Origin of the sequence: Gemmatimonas sp. (assembly GCF_031426495.1) — a bacterium.
In the GTDB taxonomy this organism is placed as follows: Bacteria; Gemmatimonadota; Gemmatimonadetes; order Gemmatimonadales; family Gemmatimonadaceae; genus Gemmatimonas.
This window is the reverse complement of record NZ_JANPLK010000002.1, coordinates 109,648-127,694: the sequence shown is the minus strand read 5'-3', so window position 1 is coordinate 127,694 and position 18,047 is coordinate 109,648. Positions and strand designations below refer to the sequence as shown.

At 66.3% G+C, this 18,047-nt stretch carries 12 protein-coding genes; 7 read left to right on the top strand and 5 right to left on the bottom strand.

From position 1 onward, the window contains the following. The first annotated feature begins 17 nt into the window (after window positions 1-17). Together RMP10_RS01270 and RMP10_RS01265 are read left to right on the top strand one after the other, a co-directional pair. Complete coding sequence (locus RMP10_RS01270) at window positions 18-734, top strand: DotU family type IV/VI secretion system protein (RefSeq protein WP_310568703.1); 717 nt, start codon at window positions 18-20, stop codon at window positions 732-734. A gap of 14 nt (window positions 735-748) precedes the next feature. After that, window positions 749-4,303, top strand: coding sequence for an ImcF-related family protein (locus RMP10_RS01265; protein WP_310568702.1), 3,555 nt, complete (start codon window positions 749-751; stop codon window positions 4,301-4,303). Window positions 4,304-4,325: 22 nt separating this feature from the next. Here the strand turns inward: RMP10_RS01265 and RMP10_RS01260 are convergent, their stop codons facing one another. Next, window positions 4,326-6,140 (bottom strand): serine/threonine-protein kinase, encoded by a 1,815-nt coding sequence (locus RMP10_RS01260; RefSeq protein ID WP_310568701.1) that lies wholly within the window; start codon window positions 6,138-6,140, stop codon window positions 4,326-4,328. Between the two features lie 67 nt (window positions 6,141-6,207). On the opposite strand from RMP10_RS01260, the gene RMP10_RS01255 reads away from it, so the two are divergent. Beyond that, complete coding sequence (locus RMP10_RS01255) at window positions 6,208-6,945, top strand: CsgG/HfaB family protein (protein ID WP_309669654.1); 738 nt, start codon at window positions 6,208-6,210, stop codon at window positions 6,943-6,945. A gap of 5 nt (window positions 6,946-6,950) precedes the next feature. On the opposite strand, the gene RMP10_RS01250 is transcribed toward RMP10_RS01255, so the two are convergent. Genes RMP10_RS01250 through RMP10_RS01240 form a run of 3 tightly spaced genes read right to left on the bottom strand, consistent with a single transcriptional unit; the run spans window position 6,951 to window position 11,648 of the window. Beyond that, entirely contained in the window at window positions 6,951-9,392 is a 2,442-nt protein-coding gene (locus RMP10_RS01250; RefSeq protein WP_310568700.1) for an Ig-like domain-containing protein, read from the bottom strand. Between the two features lie 7 nt (window positions 9,393-9,399). Beyond that, window positions 9,400-10,629 carry a hypothetical protein gene (locus tag RMP10_RS01245; RefSeq protein ID WP_310568699.1) on the bottom strand — a complete coding sequence of 410 codons (1,230 nt, stop codon included), beginning with the start codon at window positions 10,627-10,629 and terminating at the stop codon, window positions 9,400-9,402. After that, window positions 10,626-11,648 carry a CsgG/HfaB family protein gene (locus RMP10_RS01240; RefSeq protein WP_310568698.1) on the bottom strand — a complete coding sequence of 341 codons (1,023 nt, stop codon included), beginning with the start codon at window positions 11,646-11,648 and terminating at the stop codon, window positions 10,626-10,628. The genes RMP10_RS01245 and RMP10_RS01240 overlap by 4 nt, the downstream gene beginning before the upstream one ends. 170 nt (window positions 11,649-11,818) lie before the next feature. Here RMP10_RS01240 and RMP10_RS01235 point away from each other — a divergent pair, with 170 nt between their 5' ends. After that, a complete protein-coding gene (locus RMP10_RS01235) occupies window positions 11,819-13,255 on the top strand; it encodes a M48 family metalloprotease (protein WP_309669650.1) in 1,437 nt (478 codons plus the stop codon). A 341-nt stretch (window positions 13,256-13,596) separates the two neighbouring features. On the opposite strand, the gene RMP10_RS01230 is transcribed toward RMP10_RS01235, so the two are convergent. Then, window positions 13,597-14,766 carry an MFS transporter gene (locus RMP10_RS01230; protein WP_309669649.1) on the bottom strand — a complete coding sequence of 390 codons (1,170 nt, stop codon included), beginning with the start codon at window positions 14,764-14,766 and terminating at the stop codon, window positions 13,597-13,599. Window positions 14,767-14,814: 48 nt separating this feature from the next. Here RMP10_RS01230 and RMP10_RS01225 point away from each other — a divergent pair, with 48 nt between their 5' ends. The 3 genes from RMP10_RS01225 to RMP10_RS01215 are packed head-to-tail and all read left to right on the top strand — an operon-like array spanning window position 14,815 to window position 18,018. Next, window positions 14,815-15,285 carry a hypothetical protein gene (locus tag RMP10_RS01225; RefSeq protein ID WP_310568697.1) on the top strand — a complete coding sequence of 157 codons (471 nt, stop codon included), beginning with the start codon at window positions 14,815-14,817 and terminating at the stop codon, window positions 15,283-15,285. After that, on the top strand, window positions 15,285-16,763 hold the full coding sequence (locus RMP10_RS01220) for an AMP-binding protein (RefSeq protein ID WP_310568696.1): 1,479 nt from the start codon (window positions 15,285-15,287) through the stop codon (window positions 16,761-16,763). The genes RMP10_RS01225 and RMP10_RS01220 overlap by 1 nt, the downstream gene beginning before the upstream one ends. Before the next feature lie 10 nt (window positions 16,764-16,773). Further along, window positions 16,774-18,018: an SLC13 family permease gene (locus RMP10_RS01215; RefSeq protein ID WP_310568695.1), complete on the top strand. Its 1,245-nt coding sequence runs from the start codon at window positions 16,774-16,776 to the stop codon at window positions 18,016-18,018. Window positions 18,019-18,047: the final 29 nt, after the last annotated feature.

Sequence of the window (18,047 nt, the reverse complement as noted above, 5' to 3'; positions counted from 1 at the left end):
GTTCTCGAGGAACATCCGTGTCTGCTCCGACCATGGTGGCGCCGGGTCGTCTGGCGAGTGTGCTGCAGGAATCGATCACCGCCGTGGTTCGCCTTCGGGCGGATCGACAGCCGGTGACCGATGCGGCGGCATTCCGCGCCCAAATCATTCAGTTACTGACGCGCGCCGAGCAGGAGTCGATGCACGCGGGTTTCACGGCGGCCGACGCGCGTTTGGCAATCTTCGCCGTCGTGGCCTTCCTCGATGAGTCGGTGCTGAACACGCGCACGGCGGCGCTGGCCGATTGGGCGCGTCGCCCGCTACAGGACGAATTGTTCGGCGGCCACATGGGCGGCGAATGGTTCTTCCAGCATCTCGATCAGCTGATGGCGCGACCGGATTCCCCGGAGCTCGGCGATCTGCTGGAAGTGCATCAGCTCTGCTTGTTGCTCGGCTTCCGCGGTAAGTACGGTGCGGGTGACAACGGCCAACTGCACGCCACGACGTCGCGCGTGGCCGAGCGCCTGGGTCGGCTGCGGGGTGCTCCCGGTGAACTGGCGCCGCACTGGCACCCGCCGGCCGATCGCGTCGACACCAAGGATCCGTGGCTCCGCCGGCTCACGATCGCCGCGATCGCGAGTGCCGTGCTGCTCGTGGTGTTGTGGGGCACGTATGCACTGACACTACGCAGTGCCGCGAGTGACCTTCGCGCGCTCGCGCCGGTGGCATCGGCCGCCGCGACCACCGCTCGATAACCCCGGAACTTCTCATGGCGTCTCGTAAGCCGTTCGTCCGGTGGGTCATCGCCGCCGCCGTCCTGTTGGTGTTCATTCTCGCGATCGTGTTGATCGAGCGCTCCGTCACGCTCGACGAGTTGACGACGTGGGGACTGCGTGTCGGCCTGCTGCTGCTGGGGCTCATTCTGGCCGGTGCGATCCTGTGGTATTTGCGTCCGCAGGACGCCGAGCCGGTGCTCGACACGGGTGACGATGTGCTGCTGGCGATCGGTGCGGCGCGTGCTCGGTTGCCCCGCGGTGCGTTCTTCAATCGTGCGATGGTGCTCGTGCTCGGCCCGGAGGGTGGTGCCAAGACGACGATGATCGCGCGCTCCGGCGGCGATCCCGAGTTGTTGGCGGGTGATGCCCCGACGGCGTCGAGCGATGCGCCGACATCGACCAAGACGGCCAACGTCTGGGCGCTTAGTCAGGCGGTGATCACCGAACTCGGTGGAACGCTGCTGACCGATGCACCGCGTTGGGCCAAAGTGGTGCGCGCGCTGCGGGCGCCCCGGGTGGCGGCGGCGGTGGGCCAAGGCGAAGCGGCGGCGCGCGCGATCGTGTTGTGCGTACCGTGCGATCTGTTCTATAGCGGCGGGAACGGGCAGCAGCTCGAACAGCTCGCGCAGTCCTTGCGGCAGCGCCTGGCCGAAGCGTCACGCGAACTCGGTCTCGCGGTGCCGGTGTATGTGATGTTCACGAAGATGGATCGGGTGCCGCACTTCGAACCGTGGATCAGCGTGTTCACGAAGGACGAACTGCGCGCGCCGCTCGGCGCCACGCTACCGTTCGATCCGGCATCGAACAGCGGCAGTTATGCCGAGCGACTCACGCCGCGTCTCGATGTCTCGTTCCGCGAGATCATTGATGTGATCGCGTCGCGTCGTCCGGAGTTGCTCGGTCGTGAAGGCGCGATCGAGCGACGCTATGCGTCGTATGAGTTGCCGCGCGAGCTGCGCAAGCTGCAGCCGTCGGTCACGTCCTTCCTGCTCGAAGTGTGTCGCCCCACGCAGATCGGTTCGAGTCCGCAGCTGCGCGGCTTCTACTTCACCGGTGCGCGTCCGGTAGTGGTGACCGATGTGGCACAGGCTGCGCCGCGTGCAGCGGCCGCCGCCGTGCCATTGGCCACCGATGCCACGGGCATCTTCCGTCAGCCGGCGGTGGCCGCTGCTTCGCCGTTGGCGACGGGCACACCGACCACGCGGAAAGTCCCCGAGTGGGTGTTCCTCGATCGATTCCTGCGTGACGTGGTGCTGGCCGACACGAGTGCGGCGTCGGTGGCCCGTGGTGGCGTGGGTGTGCAGCGCACGCGTCGTGTGATGTTAGGTGCGGCGACGGCGGCCACGCTGTTGCTGCTGACTGGCGTGACCGCGTCATGGCTGGGCAATCGTGCGATCGGCAATCGGCTGGCTGATGCCGCGCGTGCGGTGTCGGCGCTGCCGGTGGTGCAGTCGGCGCCGGGTACCGTCACGTTGCCCTCACCGGAAGCGCTGCGCCGGCTGGATGCGTTGCGCGCGCAGCTCGATACGCTGCGCGGACACATTCAGGATGGTCCGCCGCTGCGTCTGCGTTTCGGATTGTGGAGTGGCCCCACGGTGTACGAGGCGGCGCGACCGGTGTGGTACGATGGATTCCGCAAGCAGCTGTTCGCCGACGGGCAGGGTGCGCTGATCGATTCGCTGAAGGCGTTGCCCGATGTGCCGTCACCATCGGACGACTACGGTACGACGTACGCTCGACTGAAAGGCTATCTCATTACTACGTCGTCGCCGGACAAGAGCACGTCTGCGTTCCTGGCGCCGGTGTTGCTCACGAGCTGGCAACGCGGTGTCACGACCGATGCCGACGTGACCGGACTCGCGCGCCGTCAGTTCGAGTTCTATGCGAGCGAATTGCCCACGTACAATCCGTTTCCGAAGGCGGCTGACGCCGGCCTGGTGACGCAGGCGCGCGAGTTCCTGTCGCGCTTCACGGGCGGCGAGCAGATCTACGCCAACATGCTGTCGGAAGCGAACAAGGCGGTGCCGCCGGTCAAGGTGCCGCAATCGCCAGGCAACGTGACGGCACCGCCGGAAGTTGCCGGCGCGTTCAGTGCGAAGGGCGCCAAGTTCATGGTCGATGCCTTTCGCAATTCCGATCGCTATTTCCAGGGTGAGACGTGGGTGGTCGGTGATGCAACAGCGGCCAAGTCGGTCGATCGCGAGGCGATCATCGGCGCCATCCGCACGCGCTACCATGACGACTACGTGCGTTCGTGGCGCGCCGTCGTGCAGGGCACGAACGTGGCACGTGCGGGCAGTGTGAAGGAGGCTGCGGCCAAGCTCGATGTGATCGCCGGTATGCAGTCGCCGCTGTTACAGGTGCTGCGCACGGTGGCGGTGAACACCGATACCGATTCCAGCACGCGCGCGGCCTTTCAGCCGGTGCACGCTGTGACACCGCCGGCGATCGTCGACAAGTACGTGTCCGAGAAGAACCAGCCGTACATGGATGGTCTGCTCGGCCTGCAGGGAACGCTCACCCAGGTCGGCAACTTGCCGCCCGCCACCGACACGGCTTCGACACTCGTACTCGTGCAGGCGGCGCAGTTGGCCGGCGGTGACGTGACGAAGGCGCGTGTGGCGGCCAAGCGCGTGTCGCAGGGCTTCGACGTGAACGCCGATGCCGGGCCGATGGCGAGTGCGGTGGAGCAGTTGTTGTTGGCACCGATCGTTGGTGCCGAAGCGGTGTTGAAGACGGTGGCGTCGGCTCGTCCGCCGGCGAAGCGCGTGGTCGCCGCGGCGCCGGCTCCGGCCGCGCCGCCGGCTGGTGGTGGCGGTGGCGGCGGCGGTGCGGCGGCGGCCGAGATCGCGGCGCTCAACGAACGTGGTGTCGCGCTGTGTTCGAAGGTCGATGCGTCGCTGACGTCGAGGTTCCCGTTCAACGCCGACGCCACGGCCGATGCCACGATCGCCGATGTGAAGGCGATCCTGACGCCCGACACCGGCGAGTTGTGGACGTTCTACACCGATCGTCTCGCCAAGTATCTCACGAAGTCGGGCAATAAGTACGTGGCCAAGCCGGCGGGTGGCGTGGAGTTGTCGGAGAGCTTCGTCGGCTTCTTCAACAAGGCCGTGGAGGTGTCCGACGCGCTGTTCGCCGAGGACGCGGCGAATCCGCACGTGACGTGGAACGTGAGCGGTGTGATCACGGAGACGACGCCGCTGGTGATCCTCAAGAACAACGGACTCGAAGCGCGCCTCGACAAACAGTCGTTCAAGAACGTGGTGGAGTGGCCGGCTACGTCGGGACGTCAGGCCGAGTTGCTGGCGCGCTTTAAGAAGAACAAGGAGCTGCGCGTGAAGCTCACCGCCGGTGAGTGGGCGATCTTCCGGTTGGTGGCCAGCGGCGATGCGTTCCAAGGCTCGCTGGTGACGTGGAACGCGGCCGGACTGAAGGACGCGGAGCCGGTGCGCCTGCGCTTCGATGCGCAGCAGCGTGAAGCCGCGTCGGTGCTCACGCGCGGCTGGATGGGACGCATGAGCTGCGTGGCCCGGGTGACGAAGTAAACGTCACCCGCAGCGTCAGCGACTACTCGCCGCAGCTCAGTTTCGTGGCGTAGTCGCTGACGACACGCGCTTGCGACATTGACTGTGCCACGCCACGCGCGGCGCGCAGGGCGGTACAGGCGGGCTTCACTTCGTCCATCAGCAAGTGGGCTTCGGCAATGCGGATGTAGGCCCACGCACTGTCTTCGGCGGTCGTCATCCGTGTGAGCAGCCCACGGATCGCCGGAATCGCGACACGCGCCACGGCTTCATCGGCGGTGAGCGGGTCGAGCGCCTTGGTAATGCTGTCGAGCGACCGTCGGGCGGATGCGCCCGATGGCGCGGCGGTCGGCGCGGCCGGCTTGGGCGCTGCGGAGGTACCCGCAGGGGCGCCGGACAGTGGGTTTGCCGGCGCCGGCGCGCCACCAGCGGCGGGAGTCGGCTTGGGCGTGGCGGTGGTCGTGGAGGTGATGGCTTCCTTCGCGCTGGCCGCGGCCGACTGCGCACCGTCGATCAGTGATCCGCCGGCGTTGGTGGCCGCATTGACGAGGTTCTCGACATCACGGACCCGCGGCGCCCGCTGCTTGTTGTAGAACCAGATTCCTGCACCGACCACCAGAATGAAGCCAAGGCTCGGCAGGCGCACTCGTGGCCACGAAACGCTCCGCCGGGGCGCCGGCTCGTCATCGTCGTCCACCGCGACGACGGGGACGGGCTTGCTGGGCTTGGTGACAGGTTTGGACGGTCTCGCCGGCGGCGTGACCACCCCACCGCGCGCCTTGAGCTCTTTCTTGATATCGCCACGCGATACCGTGGCGATCTGACGCGCCGCCGGGGTATCGACTTTCGCGGCCGGTGCTGGCGCCGCCGCCGGCGCTGTGGCGGCCGGCGCCGCACTCGCCACCGGTCCCGCTGTAACGAACTCCAAGGCCTTAGCGAAGGCACCGGCCGACGACGTGCGCTTGGTGGGCTCGCGTTCCAGTGCCTGGTCGAGCACAGCCTGCAGCCCACCTGGCCAACGGAGATCGTTGCGAACCACAGCCAGCGGACGCGGCGCGCTCATGAGACGCGCCGTCATGCCACGATCGGGCGTCTCCCGGTCGAACGGCAGGTCGAGCGTGAGGCAGGTGTACGCCACCAGCGCCAGCGCGTATACATCGCTGCGATGATCCAGCTCGGTGCCCAGTAGCTGCTCCGGGCTCATGAACTCCGGGGTGCCGACCACGAAGCCGGTGCGGGTGAGACCCGCTTCCTTCTCGTTCCCACCGACCGCCTTCGCGATGCCGAAGTCCACGACTTTGCACCGGTCTACGCCGTTCTCGTCGACGGTGACCAGGATGTTGTCAGGCTTGAGATCGCGGTGCACGATGCCCATGCGATGCGCGGCATCGAGTCCATCGGCGACCTGCCGGATCAGGACGGCTGTGCGCTGCAGCGTGAGCGGTCCCTCTTTTTCGAGCACGTCCTTCAGCGTCCGGCCGGCGACATACTCCATCGCCAGATAGACGGTGCCGTCGCTCGTTTCGCCGAAGTCGAAGACGCGGGCCACATTGGCGTGTTCGATACGGCTGGCGTTGGCCGCTTCGCGGTTGAAGCGGGCCACCGACGCGGCGTCTTTCAACAGCTCCGGGCGCAGCACCTTGATCGCGGCCTGGAGCGGCAAGCGCACGTGACGGGCGAGATAGACCTTACCCATGCCGCCTTCGCCCAGCAGGTCGGTCACCAGATACCGGTCGGCCACCACACTGCCGATCAGATCACCGTCGGAGTCGGCTGCGCGGAGCGTACTGCCGTCGGACGGGCAGAATACGTTCAGATCGGGATAGCTTGTGCCACAGACGGGACAGACTTTCGGCATACGGACCTGAACGAAATGGACGTCCGACGGTATGTTCTGGGAATCTCACCCTTCGGAGAATACCCGCATGATCGCTGCCTCGCTCGTTCGCCGTACTCGCAGGGCCCTGGCCATCTCGGCACTGACCATGCCTTTGGCAATCGCCTCAGTTGGTGCACAAGGCACCCCGTCGACCCGTCCGACCGTTGCCGTCATGTACTTCACGAACGGTGCGATCAGCAACAATGCGGAATATGCGCCCCTCAGCAAGGGGCTCGCCGAGATGATGATTACCGAGCTGTCGGCCAATACGAACATTCGTGTCGTGGAGCGCGATCGGCTGCAGGCGCTGCTGGCGGAGCAGGATCTGGGCGCCACTGGCCGGGTGGAGAAAGAAACGGCGGCCAAAATCGGCAAGACGCTTGGCGCGCTGCACATGCTGATGGGCAGCTTCGTGATCGACACCAAGCAGCGGATCCGCATGGACGTCCGCGCGATCAATACCGAGACGTCTGAGCTCGAGTACGCCACCTCCGTCACGGGCAAGGCTGACAACATGCTCGAACTGCTGGGCGCGCTCGGTACCAAGCTGAACGCCGGACTCAAGCTGCCGGCGGTGCAGGCGGGCTTTCAGGAAGGGGCGGCGGTGGGCGCCAAGGGCCCGAATCAGCTCCGGTCGATGATGCTGATCAGCCGCGCGCTCGAAGCGCAGGACAAGAAGAATTCCACGCAAGCGGTCGCGCTGTACAAGGAAGCGGTGCGGGCGAATCCGAACAACGCTCGGGCGAAGACCTTGTTGGCCTCCGCCGAGCGTAGTGCGAAGTAGCAGTCTTACTGCGATCCGCCGACCTGCTTTCTGAGGAGGGTCGGCGGAGCGATGGAGCTGCCGTTGGCGAAGTACGCCTGACCGGAGGTCGTGTTGACGGTGGCCACAAAGGTGCAGATCGAGCCGGACATCTCCTGACAGGGCGCGTCCCACCCTGTGAAGCTGTCACCAGCGCCAGGTGTGGCTTCGAGGCGAATCGTTTCGCCGATGATCAGCTTGTACACGCAGCTGCCGATCGACGCGAGGCAACTCGAGTTCTGCGTGGGCGACGTGATGGTCACGCGCGATCCCGTTCCGCCGTACACGGCGAGGTTGAACGCCACCGCCGGTACGAAGCGCGCGGTCACACCGACATTGCTTGATGGTGTGAAGGTGCAGACGGGGTCGAAGCGGAATGCGGAGCAAGCGCCGCCCCACGCTGACAGCGTTGAATTGGCATTCCCCGTCGCGGTGAGCGTGATCGATCCGCCGCCGCTGACGGTCTTCGCGCAGGTGCCGGTCGTGACCTGTCCTGAGAATGCGCAGTTCAGCGACACATCGGCCGTGGAGACCGTACCGGCGCCGGTGGAGTTCGCGCCAGGGCTCACCGTCACGATGCTGGCGAGCGGTCCGAAGGCGAGTCCGACGCCGGCGTTCCCCGTGAGGGTGAATGCGCAGGGGAGTGACGACCCCGAGCAGAGCGAACCGGAGTAGCCGACGAATCCCGTGTTGGCGCCGGGCTGCGCGAGCAGTGAGACCACGGATCCGAGATCGAGGGTAATACTGCATCCAATCGACGTAAAAGCCGGCGTCTTGGTGCAGAGCGTCGTGCCGTTCACCGAGACCCCGCCGGTGCCTGAACCAGTCAGCGAGAAGGTCACGGTGCCCGTGAGTCGCGTGAACGTGGCGCCAACGGTGCGGGCCTGATCCATCGTGACCTGACACGTGGTTGCGCTGCCGGTGCAGGCACCCGTCCAGCCGACGAACGTCGAGAATGAACCGGTGCTCGCGGTCAGCGTGACGACGGTGCCGAAGTTCACGTTGTTGCTGCACGTGCCGGCGTTCGCGTTGTTGGTGCGCGTACAGGAGATCACGCCGGAGGCGATGATCGAACCGTTGCCGGTGCCGCTGGGCGTCGCGGTGAGCAGCACCGGCGCGTCGAAGCGAGCACCCGGCGCGCGGTTGGTGTTCATTGTGAGCGTGCACGTGTTGCCGGTGCTGCCGGAGCAGTCTCCGCTCCACGCGCGGAAGCTGTTGGGCGACGTGGCGCTCGCGGTGAGCGTGACCGAGGAACCGTCGGTGACGTTGATCGAGCAATTGCCACTCGTGATGCCGGCCGTGATCACGCAGTTCAGTCCAGCCGGACTGGTGACCGAGCCGGTGCCGTTCCCGGTGCCGGTAATGGTGAGCGTCCGGAAGGCGCGCAGGGCCACACCGACGAGACGAGACTGCGACGTCGCGATCGTGCAGGTCGTGCCGGTCGCGGCGCTGCAGTCGTTGGTCCACGACAGCAGTTCGGAGAGCGCGGCGGGGGTCGTGGTGAGTACGACCAGCGCATCACCGGGGAAGGTGAAGGCGCAGGTGCCGGTGAGCACCGAGCCGTTCACGGTGCAGTCGATGCCGGCGGGCGCCGAGCGAACCGTGGCCTGACCGGAAGTGCTGGTAGAAACGATGGTGAGCGCGGCCGGCAGTGGCACCGCGCGCACCGCCACGGTGGTCACGCGACCGGCAGTTTGTGCGGTGATGGTGGCTGTCCCCGTGGTGACGGCGGTGACCAGTCCGTTCGCGTTCACCGTCATCACGCCCGGCGCGCTGCTGGTCCAGTTCACCGTGCGTCCAGTGATCACGCGCGCGGCACCGTCGAGCACCGCGGCGGTGAGTTGCATCGTCCGCGTGATCTCCATGCGGAGCGGCTGTCCGGTGGCGACGACGTTGGCACTGGGGGCGTCGATGCGAACCGTGCCGACTTCGTTCAAGGCGATGGGTGCGGTCACGGTTTTCTGTACGCCGGGGCTGAGCGAGATGGGGCCGACGGTTTGGCGATCTACCGCGGCCCCGTCGAGCACGAGCTCCACCAAGAGTCGAACGACGCATTCGTCGTCGGCGGGCGGCAGGGCGGCGCCGGTGGAGCCCGTGCCGGCGGTCAAACCGGCACGCGAGTCATCTGCAAGACAGGCGGCCAGATCGATACTGATCGGGACCTGCTGGGTGGGCACGTCGGACAGCGTGATCGTCTGCGTGCCGATGTCGACGGTCGTGCCACCCTGCCGCAGGTAGGCCGACTGCACTTTGAGCTGAACGACAGACGCCTGAGAGGCCATGACCGAGGTCGTCAGGGCGATGCTGGCCGGCGCGTTGCGATCGGGGCTGGTGACATCGGCGGGATCGCTGCAGGCCGCCAGCAACGCGGCGGCGGCGGCCGCGAGTGCTGTCAGGCCGATGCGAATGGGTTGCTTCATGGAAGTCATGGGCGGCTCAGAAGCGGGTCACAACGAGGAAACCCACCGAACCACCAACGAACGATGTGGAGGGGGCGGCGGAGTCGCGCACGGACAGGCTGCCGGCCTGGGCTCGCACGTACGGCTGCAGCGAGAGGTTGCCGGTGCGGGCGATCAGGCCGATGGTGCCGCCGCCACTCATGACGCCGGACGTGGCGAGCCCCTGATTGATCGCCAGGCCACTGTGATACCGACCATCAGCGGTGACCAACAGATCGAGTGACCGACGCAGCGGCACACTGGTGCGCAGACCGCCGTCAACGTAGTTCGCCGACGAACCATTCACTTGGATGCCGTCGCGTTCGAACTGCGAGCGGAAGCGGTGCGCGGCCCAGAGCACCAGTTCGTTCACGCGTGGGGCGGCGAGCTGCAGCTGGATATCAGTCGTCACGATCGGGCCGAGTCGGACGGTGGCGAGCGGTCGGGCACTGCTCGACGAGGGATCGCGCAGCTCGTCGGTATCGTAGAGGTCGGCGGCGCTGCTGATGCTGAGGCGATGCTTGCCAACCAGGCGGTCGAGTCCGATGGAGCCGCGAATCACGTTGCCGGGCTGATAGTCGCCCGACGGCGCGCCGGCGGTGAGAGCCGCCACCGGCTGATAGGTGCCGCGCATTTCGTACGAGCTGCCGACGGCCACGGCCCAGGCACCGACCTTCCGAGCGACCACGAGGCCGACGGTGCCGGCGGGTCCGCCGCCCACGGGGGGCGCACTGAGCCCGAGCGCTGGCGCGGCGCTGGCCCGGAGCACGGTGAGATTGTCGACGCTGAGTTCCGTCTGTCCGGTTGGCGCGTTGACGCCGGCGGTGAACACCAGGCCGTCATTGAACAGGCGTCCGGTGGCGCGGAGGCGCACGTCGCTGATGCCGGACAGCGTGAGGTTCTGGCGAGCGCCCGTGCGCGGGTCGAAGCCCAGACGCACCGTCGAGTAGACCGACTGCAGGTCGACGGTCCACTGGCTGCCGAGCGGCACGGCCAGTGAGATCGGGACGGAGAACTGCGAGATGCTGCGGAGGCGGATCGAATCGCGACCCGCTCCGCCGGGCTGCGTGTAGCCGTTGCCGCCGAACTGGATCGCATCGGCGGTGATGCCGGCGCCGAGGGCACTGGTCCCGATCAGGCGATCCTGCGCCTGCGCCACGGTTGGCATCAGGGCGGCCGCGGCGGCCAGCGCGATCCGCTGGGGGGCTCTCGAGAAGGCGGCGCTCATGGACGCACCACCGTGATCACAATGATCCCCTTGGCGTTCGGAAAGGAGGGGTCGGTCGCGGTGGACACGGCACGCGACACGTTGGTCACGAGATCGAGCGGCCGATTGAGGCGATCGACCGCGGTGGAGATGGCGCGATCGAGCGGCCGCACGCCCGGGATGACGACGGGGTTGCTGGTGCCAATGGCGCCGATCACGCGTGCTTCGATTTCACGATTGCGGGCGCCCTGAAAATTCTTGTCGATGCGGTGCGCCTGGCGGAACGCTTCGGCGGCGCCTTTCGAATCCCCTTCATACGTGCGCTGGACACCGCGTCCGTAGGCCAGGAGCGCGGCCACGCTCTTGGTGGGCTGTTGCTCGATCTCCGCGCGTTCGGCCGGCGACAGCACGATGCCAAGCGACTGGAACAGCCGAAATACGAGTTCCTTTTCGGCCGCGAAGATCTCGGCAAGCGGCGCGCGGGCGTCGACGGCGGTCGTCACGGTGGACTTCTCGACATCGCCGATCCGGGCGCCGAGTCGAATGGTGCGACCGTCCGGCAGCGGCTCGACAGAGCCGAAGATGAGCCGTTCCGCGCTCACCAGGCGACCGACGCGCGGGGCCGTGGCGGAGTCCACGCGCCCTGAAGCCGCGAGATCAAGTTCACGCAGCACTTCGCCCAGCCGGGCTCGCTCGACGACGGTCAGGCCTTTGCTCAGTGACAGATCGGTGGAGACGAGGTCCGCCAACGCGAAGGCCAGCGGCACCAGCGTGGTGTCGCGCCCGAGAGACGCGAACGGCGGCACCCCGATGACGCCTCGTCGCGTGCCGCCTGCGCGCGCCTGCTCGGTGGCGAGCGCGCGCACGCGGGCGCTGTCGGCGGCAGTCACGGGGCGCGCCGCAGGGGCCGGCGCGGGGCGCGAACCGGCACAGCCGGCGGCGAGCAGCAGAGACAGCGCCGGCCTCACGATCGACAGCCACGGGCGCCGGCCCGCGGAAGGATGTAACGGCGGCAACGGACGCAGACGCGTGGAGAGCATGACGGGGGGCAGAAGAAACACAACGCTCGAATCGCGGAATACTCAGCGTGCGAATGTGCCGTCGGCATTGGTGAGGGTCAAGCGAATTGCCGGATGAGGCACGCAGCTTGCCCTGTGTGTATGTGATGTGTGACGATGTACGTGTGACCAAACGCATACGGAGGATTACCATGGGGACAGAACTGCGCCGGGCTGCAGCGCTGGGGCTGCTGCTCACGACAGGCGCCTGCGCGACGAATCCCGTGACGGGACGGCGCGAGCTGTCGCTCATCTCGGAATCGCAGGAAATCCAGATGGGGAAACAGGCATCGGCCGGTGATCTGCAGCGCGTCGGCGAGTATCCGAACTCCGAAGCGCAGGCGCTCGTAAAGCGCATCGGTACGCAGATCGCCGCCAAGTCGGAGCGCCCGAATCTGCCCTGGGAATTCCACCTGCTCGATGACGCGGCGGTGAATGCGTTCGCCTATCCCGGCGGCTTCATCTTCGTGACGCGCGGACTGATGTCGCATTTGAACAGCGAAGCGGAGCTGGCCGAGGTCATCGGCCACGAGATCGGTCACGTCACGGCGAAGCACACGGTCGCGGCGATGAGCAAGCAGCAAGTGGCACAGATCGGTCTGGTGGGCGCGAGCATTCTCTCGCCAACCGTCGCCAAATACGGCGATGTGCTGGGGTCCGGCGCCGGCTTGTTGTTTCTCAAGTTCGGCCGTGATGACGAGCTGCAGGCCGACGCGCTTGGCTTCCAGTATTCGCTCGCGCAGGGTTTCGATGTGCGTGAGGCGGCGAATGTGTTCACCACGCTTGGCCGACTGGGCGGCGGAGGTGGACGCGTGCCCGAGTGGCAGAGCACGCACCCGGATCCGGGCAATCGTGTGCAACGCGCCGAGCAGCGCGTGGCGGAACTGCCCGCTGGCGCACTCTCGAATACGAAGGTGAATCGCGACACGTATCTGCGACTGCTGAACGGCATGGTGTTCGGCGAGAATCCGCGCCAGGGGTATTTCCGCGGCACGCGCTTCCTCCATCCGGATCTCCGCTTCGAGATCACGTTCCCAACGGGATGGAAGACGGCGAACATGCCTGACGCCGTGGTCGCGGGCAGCCCCGACAACGGTGCGCAGATTCAGCTGGTGCCGGGCCAGGGCACGCCGACGCAGGCGCTGCAGGGCTTTCTGGGTCAGCAGGGCATCGTGGTTGGTCAGAGCGGTCAAACGACGATCAATGGTCTTCCGGCGGTGATCGCGTCGTTCACGGCGCAGACGGAGCAAGGTGGCCTCGCGGGCCTCGCGATGTCCGTGTCGCATCAGAACACGACGTACGTGATTTACGGTATCATGGCGCAGCAGGTCGCGTCGCAGCGTGGCGCGGAAGTGGAAGCGTCGATCCGCTCGTTCAAGCCGCTGAATGATCCGGCGCTGATCAACGTGCAACCGGGCCGCGTGGAGATCGTGACGTTGCCGTCAGCGATGAACGCTACGCAGTTCCTGCAGCGCTATCCGAGCACGATTCCGGAAGCGCAGGTGCTGATCATCAATGGTATTCAGGCGGCGTCGACGCTGCCGCGTGGTGCGCTCATGAAGCGTGTCGTGGGTGGGATGGGGTCGTAAGGCCGCTGGTTCGGCGTGAGCCACCGAACTGCTCTACCGCGAATTGTGCTTTTGTTATTTGTGGCGCTATCCGCGGTGATTCGTGCCGATTCGTGGTCAGGCAGTTTGGTGTGGAGTCGCCACGGAACTGCTCTACCGCGAATTGACGCCGATGTGCGCGGATAAGCACGCGTGACGGAGCGTCAGTCCTGGGCTGCGAATTAGGCTATTGTTTTTTTGATTTTATCCGCGGTGATTCGTGCCGATTCGTGGTTAGGCAGTCTGTTGTGGAGTTTCCGGCGAACTGCTTTACCGCGAATTGACACCGATGTGCGCGAATCACTCCGCGGTAACGCGTGTGCTCAGGCGTCGGTCGGCGGCTTGGCTTTGGGGCGCGTGTGGATCAACAGCGCGCCCCCGAGTGAAACTACGGCGCCGACGAGGAAGGGGATCGACAGCGAACTCGCGCTCGCCACACCGCTGGCGGCGAACGGCCCGATCACGCGGCCCATCGACGCGGCGCCCTGATATGCACCGAGTACGCTGCCGCGTTCGTGAGGTTCGGCGGCGGTCGCGACGAGGCCGCTCATGCTCGGATTGAAGAGCGCCGAGCCCACGCCGAAAATGCCGAGCGCGAAGAGCAGCCAGCCGATGGAGTGCGAGAACGGAATGCAGCCCATGCCGACACCGACAAGAATGGCACCGATGCGCGTGAGTGACTGGGCACCGAAACGCTTCGTGAGCGGACCGATCACGCCGGCCTGTACGACGACGGACACGACGCCGACGAAGCCGTAAATCCAGCCGAGCGTCCGCGGACCGACACCGAGTCGATCGGCGGTGAACAGCGCCAACGTGCTTTGAAAAAGGGCGACGGCGGCCACCACGATGACCGTGGAGAGCAGCAGGTCGCGCAGGACCGGGCGCGCGAAATAGGTGCGCATACCAGCGCGCTTCGTCGTCGCGGATCGGCGCTTCTCCGGCGGCAGTGACTCGGGAAGTCGGAACAGGGTGAGCACAAACGCGACGAGCGACAACACGGCGGCGCCGTAGGCGACGCGGGCAAACGCGGAGCCGTCGTCGGGGTTGGCGCCGGCCAGCATGCCACCAAGCGCGGGCCCGAGAATGAAGCCCATGCCGAAGGCGGAACCGAGGAGCCCGAGCGCCTTGGGGCGCGTGGCATCGGTGGTGATGTCCGTCGTGTAGGCGTACGCGGCCGAGATGTTACCGGCGGCGAGTCCGGCCACGATGCGTGAGATGGCCAGCATCGTGCCGGTCGTGCTGAAGGCCAGCATTGCCGAGGCACCGGCATTGGCGAGCAACGTGATCAGCAGCACGGGCCGTCGGCCGATACGATCCGAGAGACTCCCCCAGATCGGCGCGCCCACCAGCTGCCCGAGGGAGTACAGCCCCAGGAAGAAAATGACCGATGCTGGTGCGACACCGACATGCTCGGCGTAGAACGGAAAGACCGGGATGATCATCCCGAATCCGATCAGGTCGAGAAAGACAACGAGAAAAAGTGTGAACACTGGGTGAATTGGGGTGGCTGCGCCGCGGGCGGGAGAGAAGATTGGGGGATGGCCGATGATTCTGGCAATTCTCCCGCCGAAATGGCGCCCGATCGTGAGGCGCGCATTCTCGATGATCTGCAGGATGCTGTCCAACGCATGCACGTGCTTGCGCGTTCGCCGCGGATCGTGCTGGCCTCTGGCACCCGTGCTCAGGGTGCTCGTCCGATGGCCTGGCAGGCGCTGTTCGAGCGGAGCTTTGGCGGCGTGCTGCCTGCCGTGAGTTACCGCGGTGCCCCGGCGTCGGCGCTGACGACCGTGCTCGCCAAGGGCTTCGACAGCGAGCCGACGCTCGCCAGCGGCTGGTCGCACCCGCGGTTGAGCGATGCGATGGTGATGGGGCCGGTCATTCAGGTGTTCCGGACGGATCGTCTCCCCGACGACGTCGGGCGGGCCTTGCTGGGGGTTATCGTGTTTGAGGAAGACGGACTGCAACTGGCCGGTGTGCGTGCGATCGTGCGCGAGTTCGGCCTGTCGTAATGTCGCTCCTCGAATTGTACGATCGCTCGCTGCTCGGCCGTGCGGCAACGCCGGCGCTCGACTACCTCGACTCGTCCGGGGAGGCCCTCGGACTGACCTTCGGCGCGCTCGAGGAGCGGAGCAACCGAATGGCGCACGCGCTCCGGGCGCGCGGTGTACAGGCCGGCGATCGGTTGGCGTTCTATCTCACCAACCGGATTGAGGTCATCGATCTCTGGCTGGCGTGCATCAAGACCGGCATCATCGTGGTGCCAGTGAACGTCCTGTATCGTGAACGCGAGATCACGCACATTGTGAGCGATGCTGCACCGGTCGCGGTGATCACCACGTCGGCGCAACAGGGCGACCTGCCGCGGGGTGTCATCTCGTGGAGCCTCGAGGCGTTAGTGGCCGAGACCATGCACCAGCCCGCCGCGCGCCTCACGGTGCGGTGTGCGGCCAATACGGCGGCTGCGCTCGTGTACACCTCGGGAACCACCGGCGCGTCGAAAGGGGCCGTGCTCACGCATGGCAACTTCGCGGCGAACGCGTTGGCGCTCACGAGTGGCTGGGAGTTCACCAGCGACGATCGCTACCTCGCGGTGCTGCCGCTCTTTCACGTGCATGGCTTGGGCAACGGCCTGCATGTGTGGCTGCTCAGCGGGTGCCACATGCGGCTCGCCGAACGGTTTGAACATGAGCGCGCGGCCGACTGGTTCGAGGCATATCAGCCCACGGTGTTCTTCGGGGTGCCAACCATGTTCGTGCGGTTGCTCGACGTGGCGCCCGAGCGCGCGGCCGCGATCGGCGCGCGCACGCGGTTGTTCGTGTCGGGCTCGGCGCCATTGCCGGCCCCGGTGATGGACGCTTTTCGTGAGCGGTTCGGCCACGTGATTCTCGAGCGCTATGGCATGACCGAGACGCTCATGAACGTCAGCAATCCGTACTACGGTGAGCGGCGCGCTGGCACCGTGGGCTTTCCGATGCCGCTCACGGCGGTGCGTATCGTCGATGAAACCGGCCTTGACGTGCCCGACGGCACGAGTGGTGAGTTGTGGGTGCGTGGCCCGAATGTATGCGACGGCTACTGGCGTCGTCCGGATGCCACGGCCGCTGCCTTCACGGACGGTTGGTTTCGCACCGGGGACGTCGGTGTGCGCGCCACCGATGGCTACATCACGCTGGAAGGTCGGCGCAGTGATCTGATCATCTCGGGTGGCTTCAACATCTACCCGCGCGAGATCGAGGAGCTGCTGGCCGAGCAGGATGGCGTGCGCGAAGCGGCTGTGGTGGGCGTGAAGGACGCGGTACGCGGGGAAGTGCCGGTCGCTTATCTGGTGTGCGACGCGTCGGTGAATCTGGAGGCGCTCGCGCAGCAGGTCCGCACCCAGCTGGCCTCGTTTAAGGTACCGCGCGGTTTTGTGCGCGTGGAGGCACTACCGCGCACCGCGCTCGGCAAAGTGCAGCGGCATCTGTTGCCGCCGTGGACGATCACATGAGCCGGACGGTATGAGTCCCGCCGTGTGGTCGTTGCTGGCACTCTTGCTGGTCGTGGCCGCGAGTCTCACGTCGCGGGTAAATGTCGGGGTGCTCGCGGTGGCGCTGGCCTGGGGCATCGCCACTTTCTCGGCCGACTGGAAAGTCGAACAGGTGATGGCGGTATTTCCGTCGTCGCTGTTCCTCACGCTGTTGGGCGTGACCCTGCTGTTCGGCATCGCACAGGCCAATGGTACCATGCAGGCGGTGTCACAGCATGGCGTGCGGCTGCTCGGCGGGCGCTCCGCGCTGTTGCCACCGTTCTTCTTCGTGCTGGCCTGCCTGATCTCCACCAGCGGACCCGGTGCCATCGCGACCACGGCACTCCTGGCCCCTCTGGCCATGGGCATCGCGCATCGGGCGAAGGCGCCGATGCTTCTGATGGCGTTGATGGTAGGGAACGGGGCGAACGCCGGTAACCTCTCGCCGATCAGCGCGATTGGTGCGCTGGTGCAGACACTGATGGAGAAGGCCGGGCTGGGCGGTCACGCGACCGAAGTCCTGATCATGAACTTCGTGGCACACGCCCTCGTCGCGAGCGCGGCGTGGGCGATGTTTGGCGGACCGGCCATGCTGCGCTCCGGTCGGGTCGTGATCGACGACGAGCGTACCGCGTTCACCGGCGCGCACTGGACGACACTCGCGGTCGGGGTGCTGTGGGTGAGCAGCGTGCTCGTGCTCAAGGTCAATCCCGGACTCGCCGCGTTCGCCGCGGCGGCAGTACTGGTATTGATTGGTATCGGCAACGACAGCGCAATGCTGAAGCAAGTGCCCTGGCCGGTGCTCGTGATGGTGTGCGGCGTGAGCGTGCTGATCGGCGTGCTGGAGAAGACCGGTGGCATGGACCTCTTCACGACGCTGTTGTCGAAGTTGGCCACGCCGGGCTCGGTGAATGGGGTCATCGCTGGTGTGACGGGATTGATCTCGACCTATAGCTCGACGTCGGGCGTCGTGTATCCAGCGTTTCTCCCGGCCGTCCCGGGGCTCGTCGCCAAGCTCGGTGGCGGCCACCCGCTGCAGATTGCGATCAGTATCAACGTGGGCGCCGCGTTAGTCGACGTCTCACCGCTCTCGACGATCGGTGCCCTGTGCATCGCGGCCGTTCCCGCCGGTCACGACACGAAGCAACTGTTCCGCCAGCTCCTGTTGTGGGGCTTTGCGATGACGATCGTGGGCGCGCTCTTCTGTCAGTTCGTGGTGCCAATATTCATTCGTTGACGATTTCCTGCTGTTCGACTGATCACACG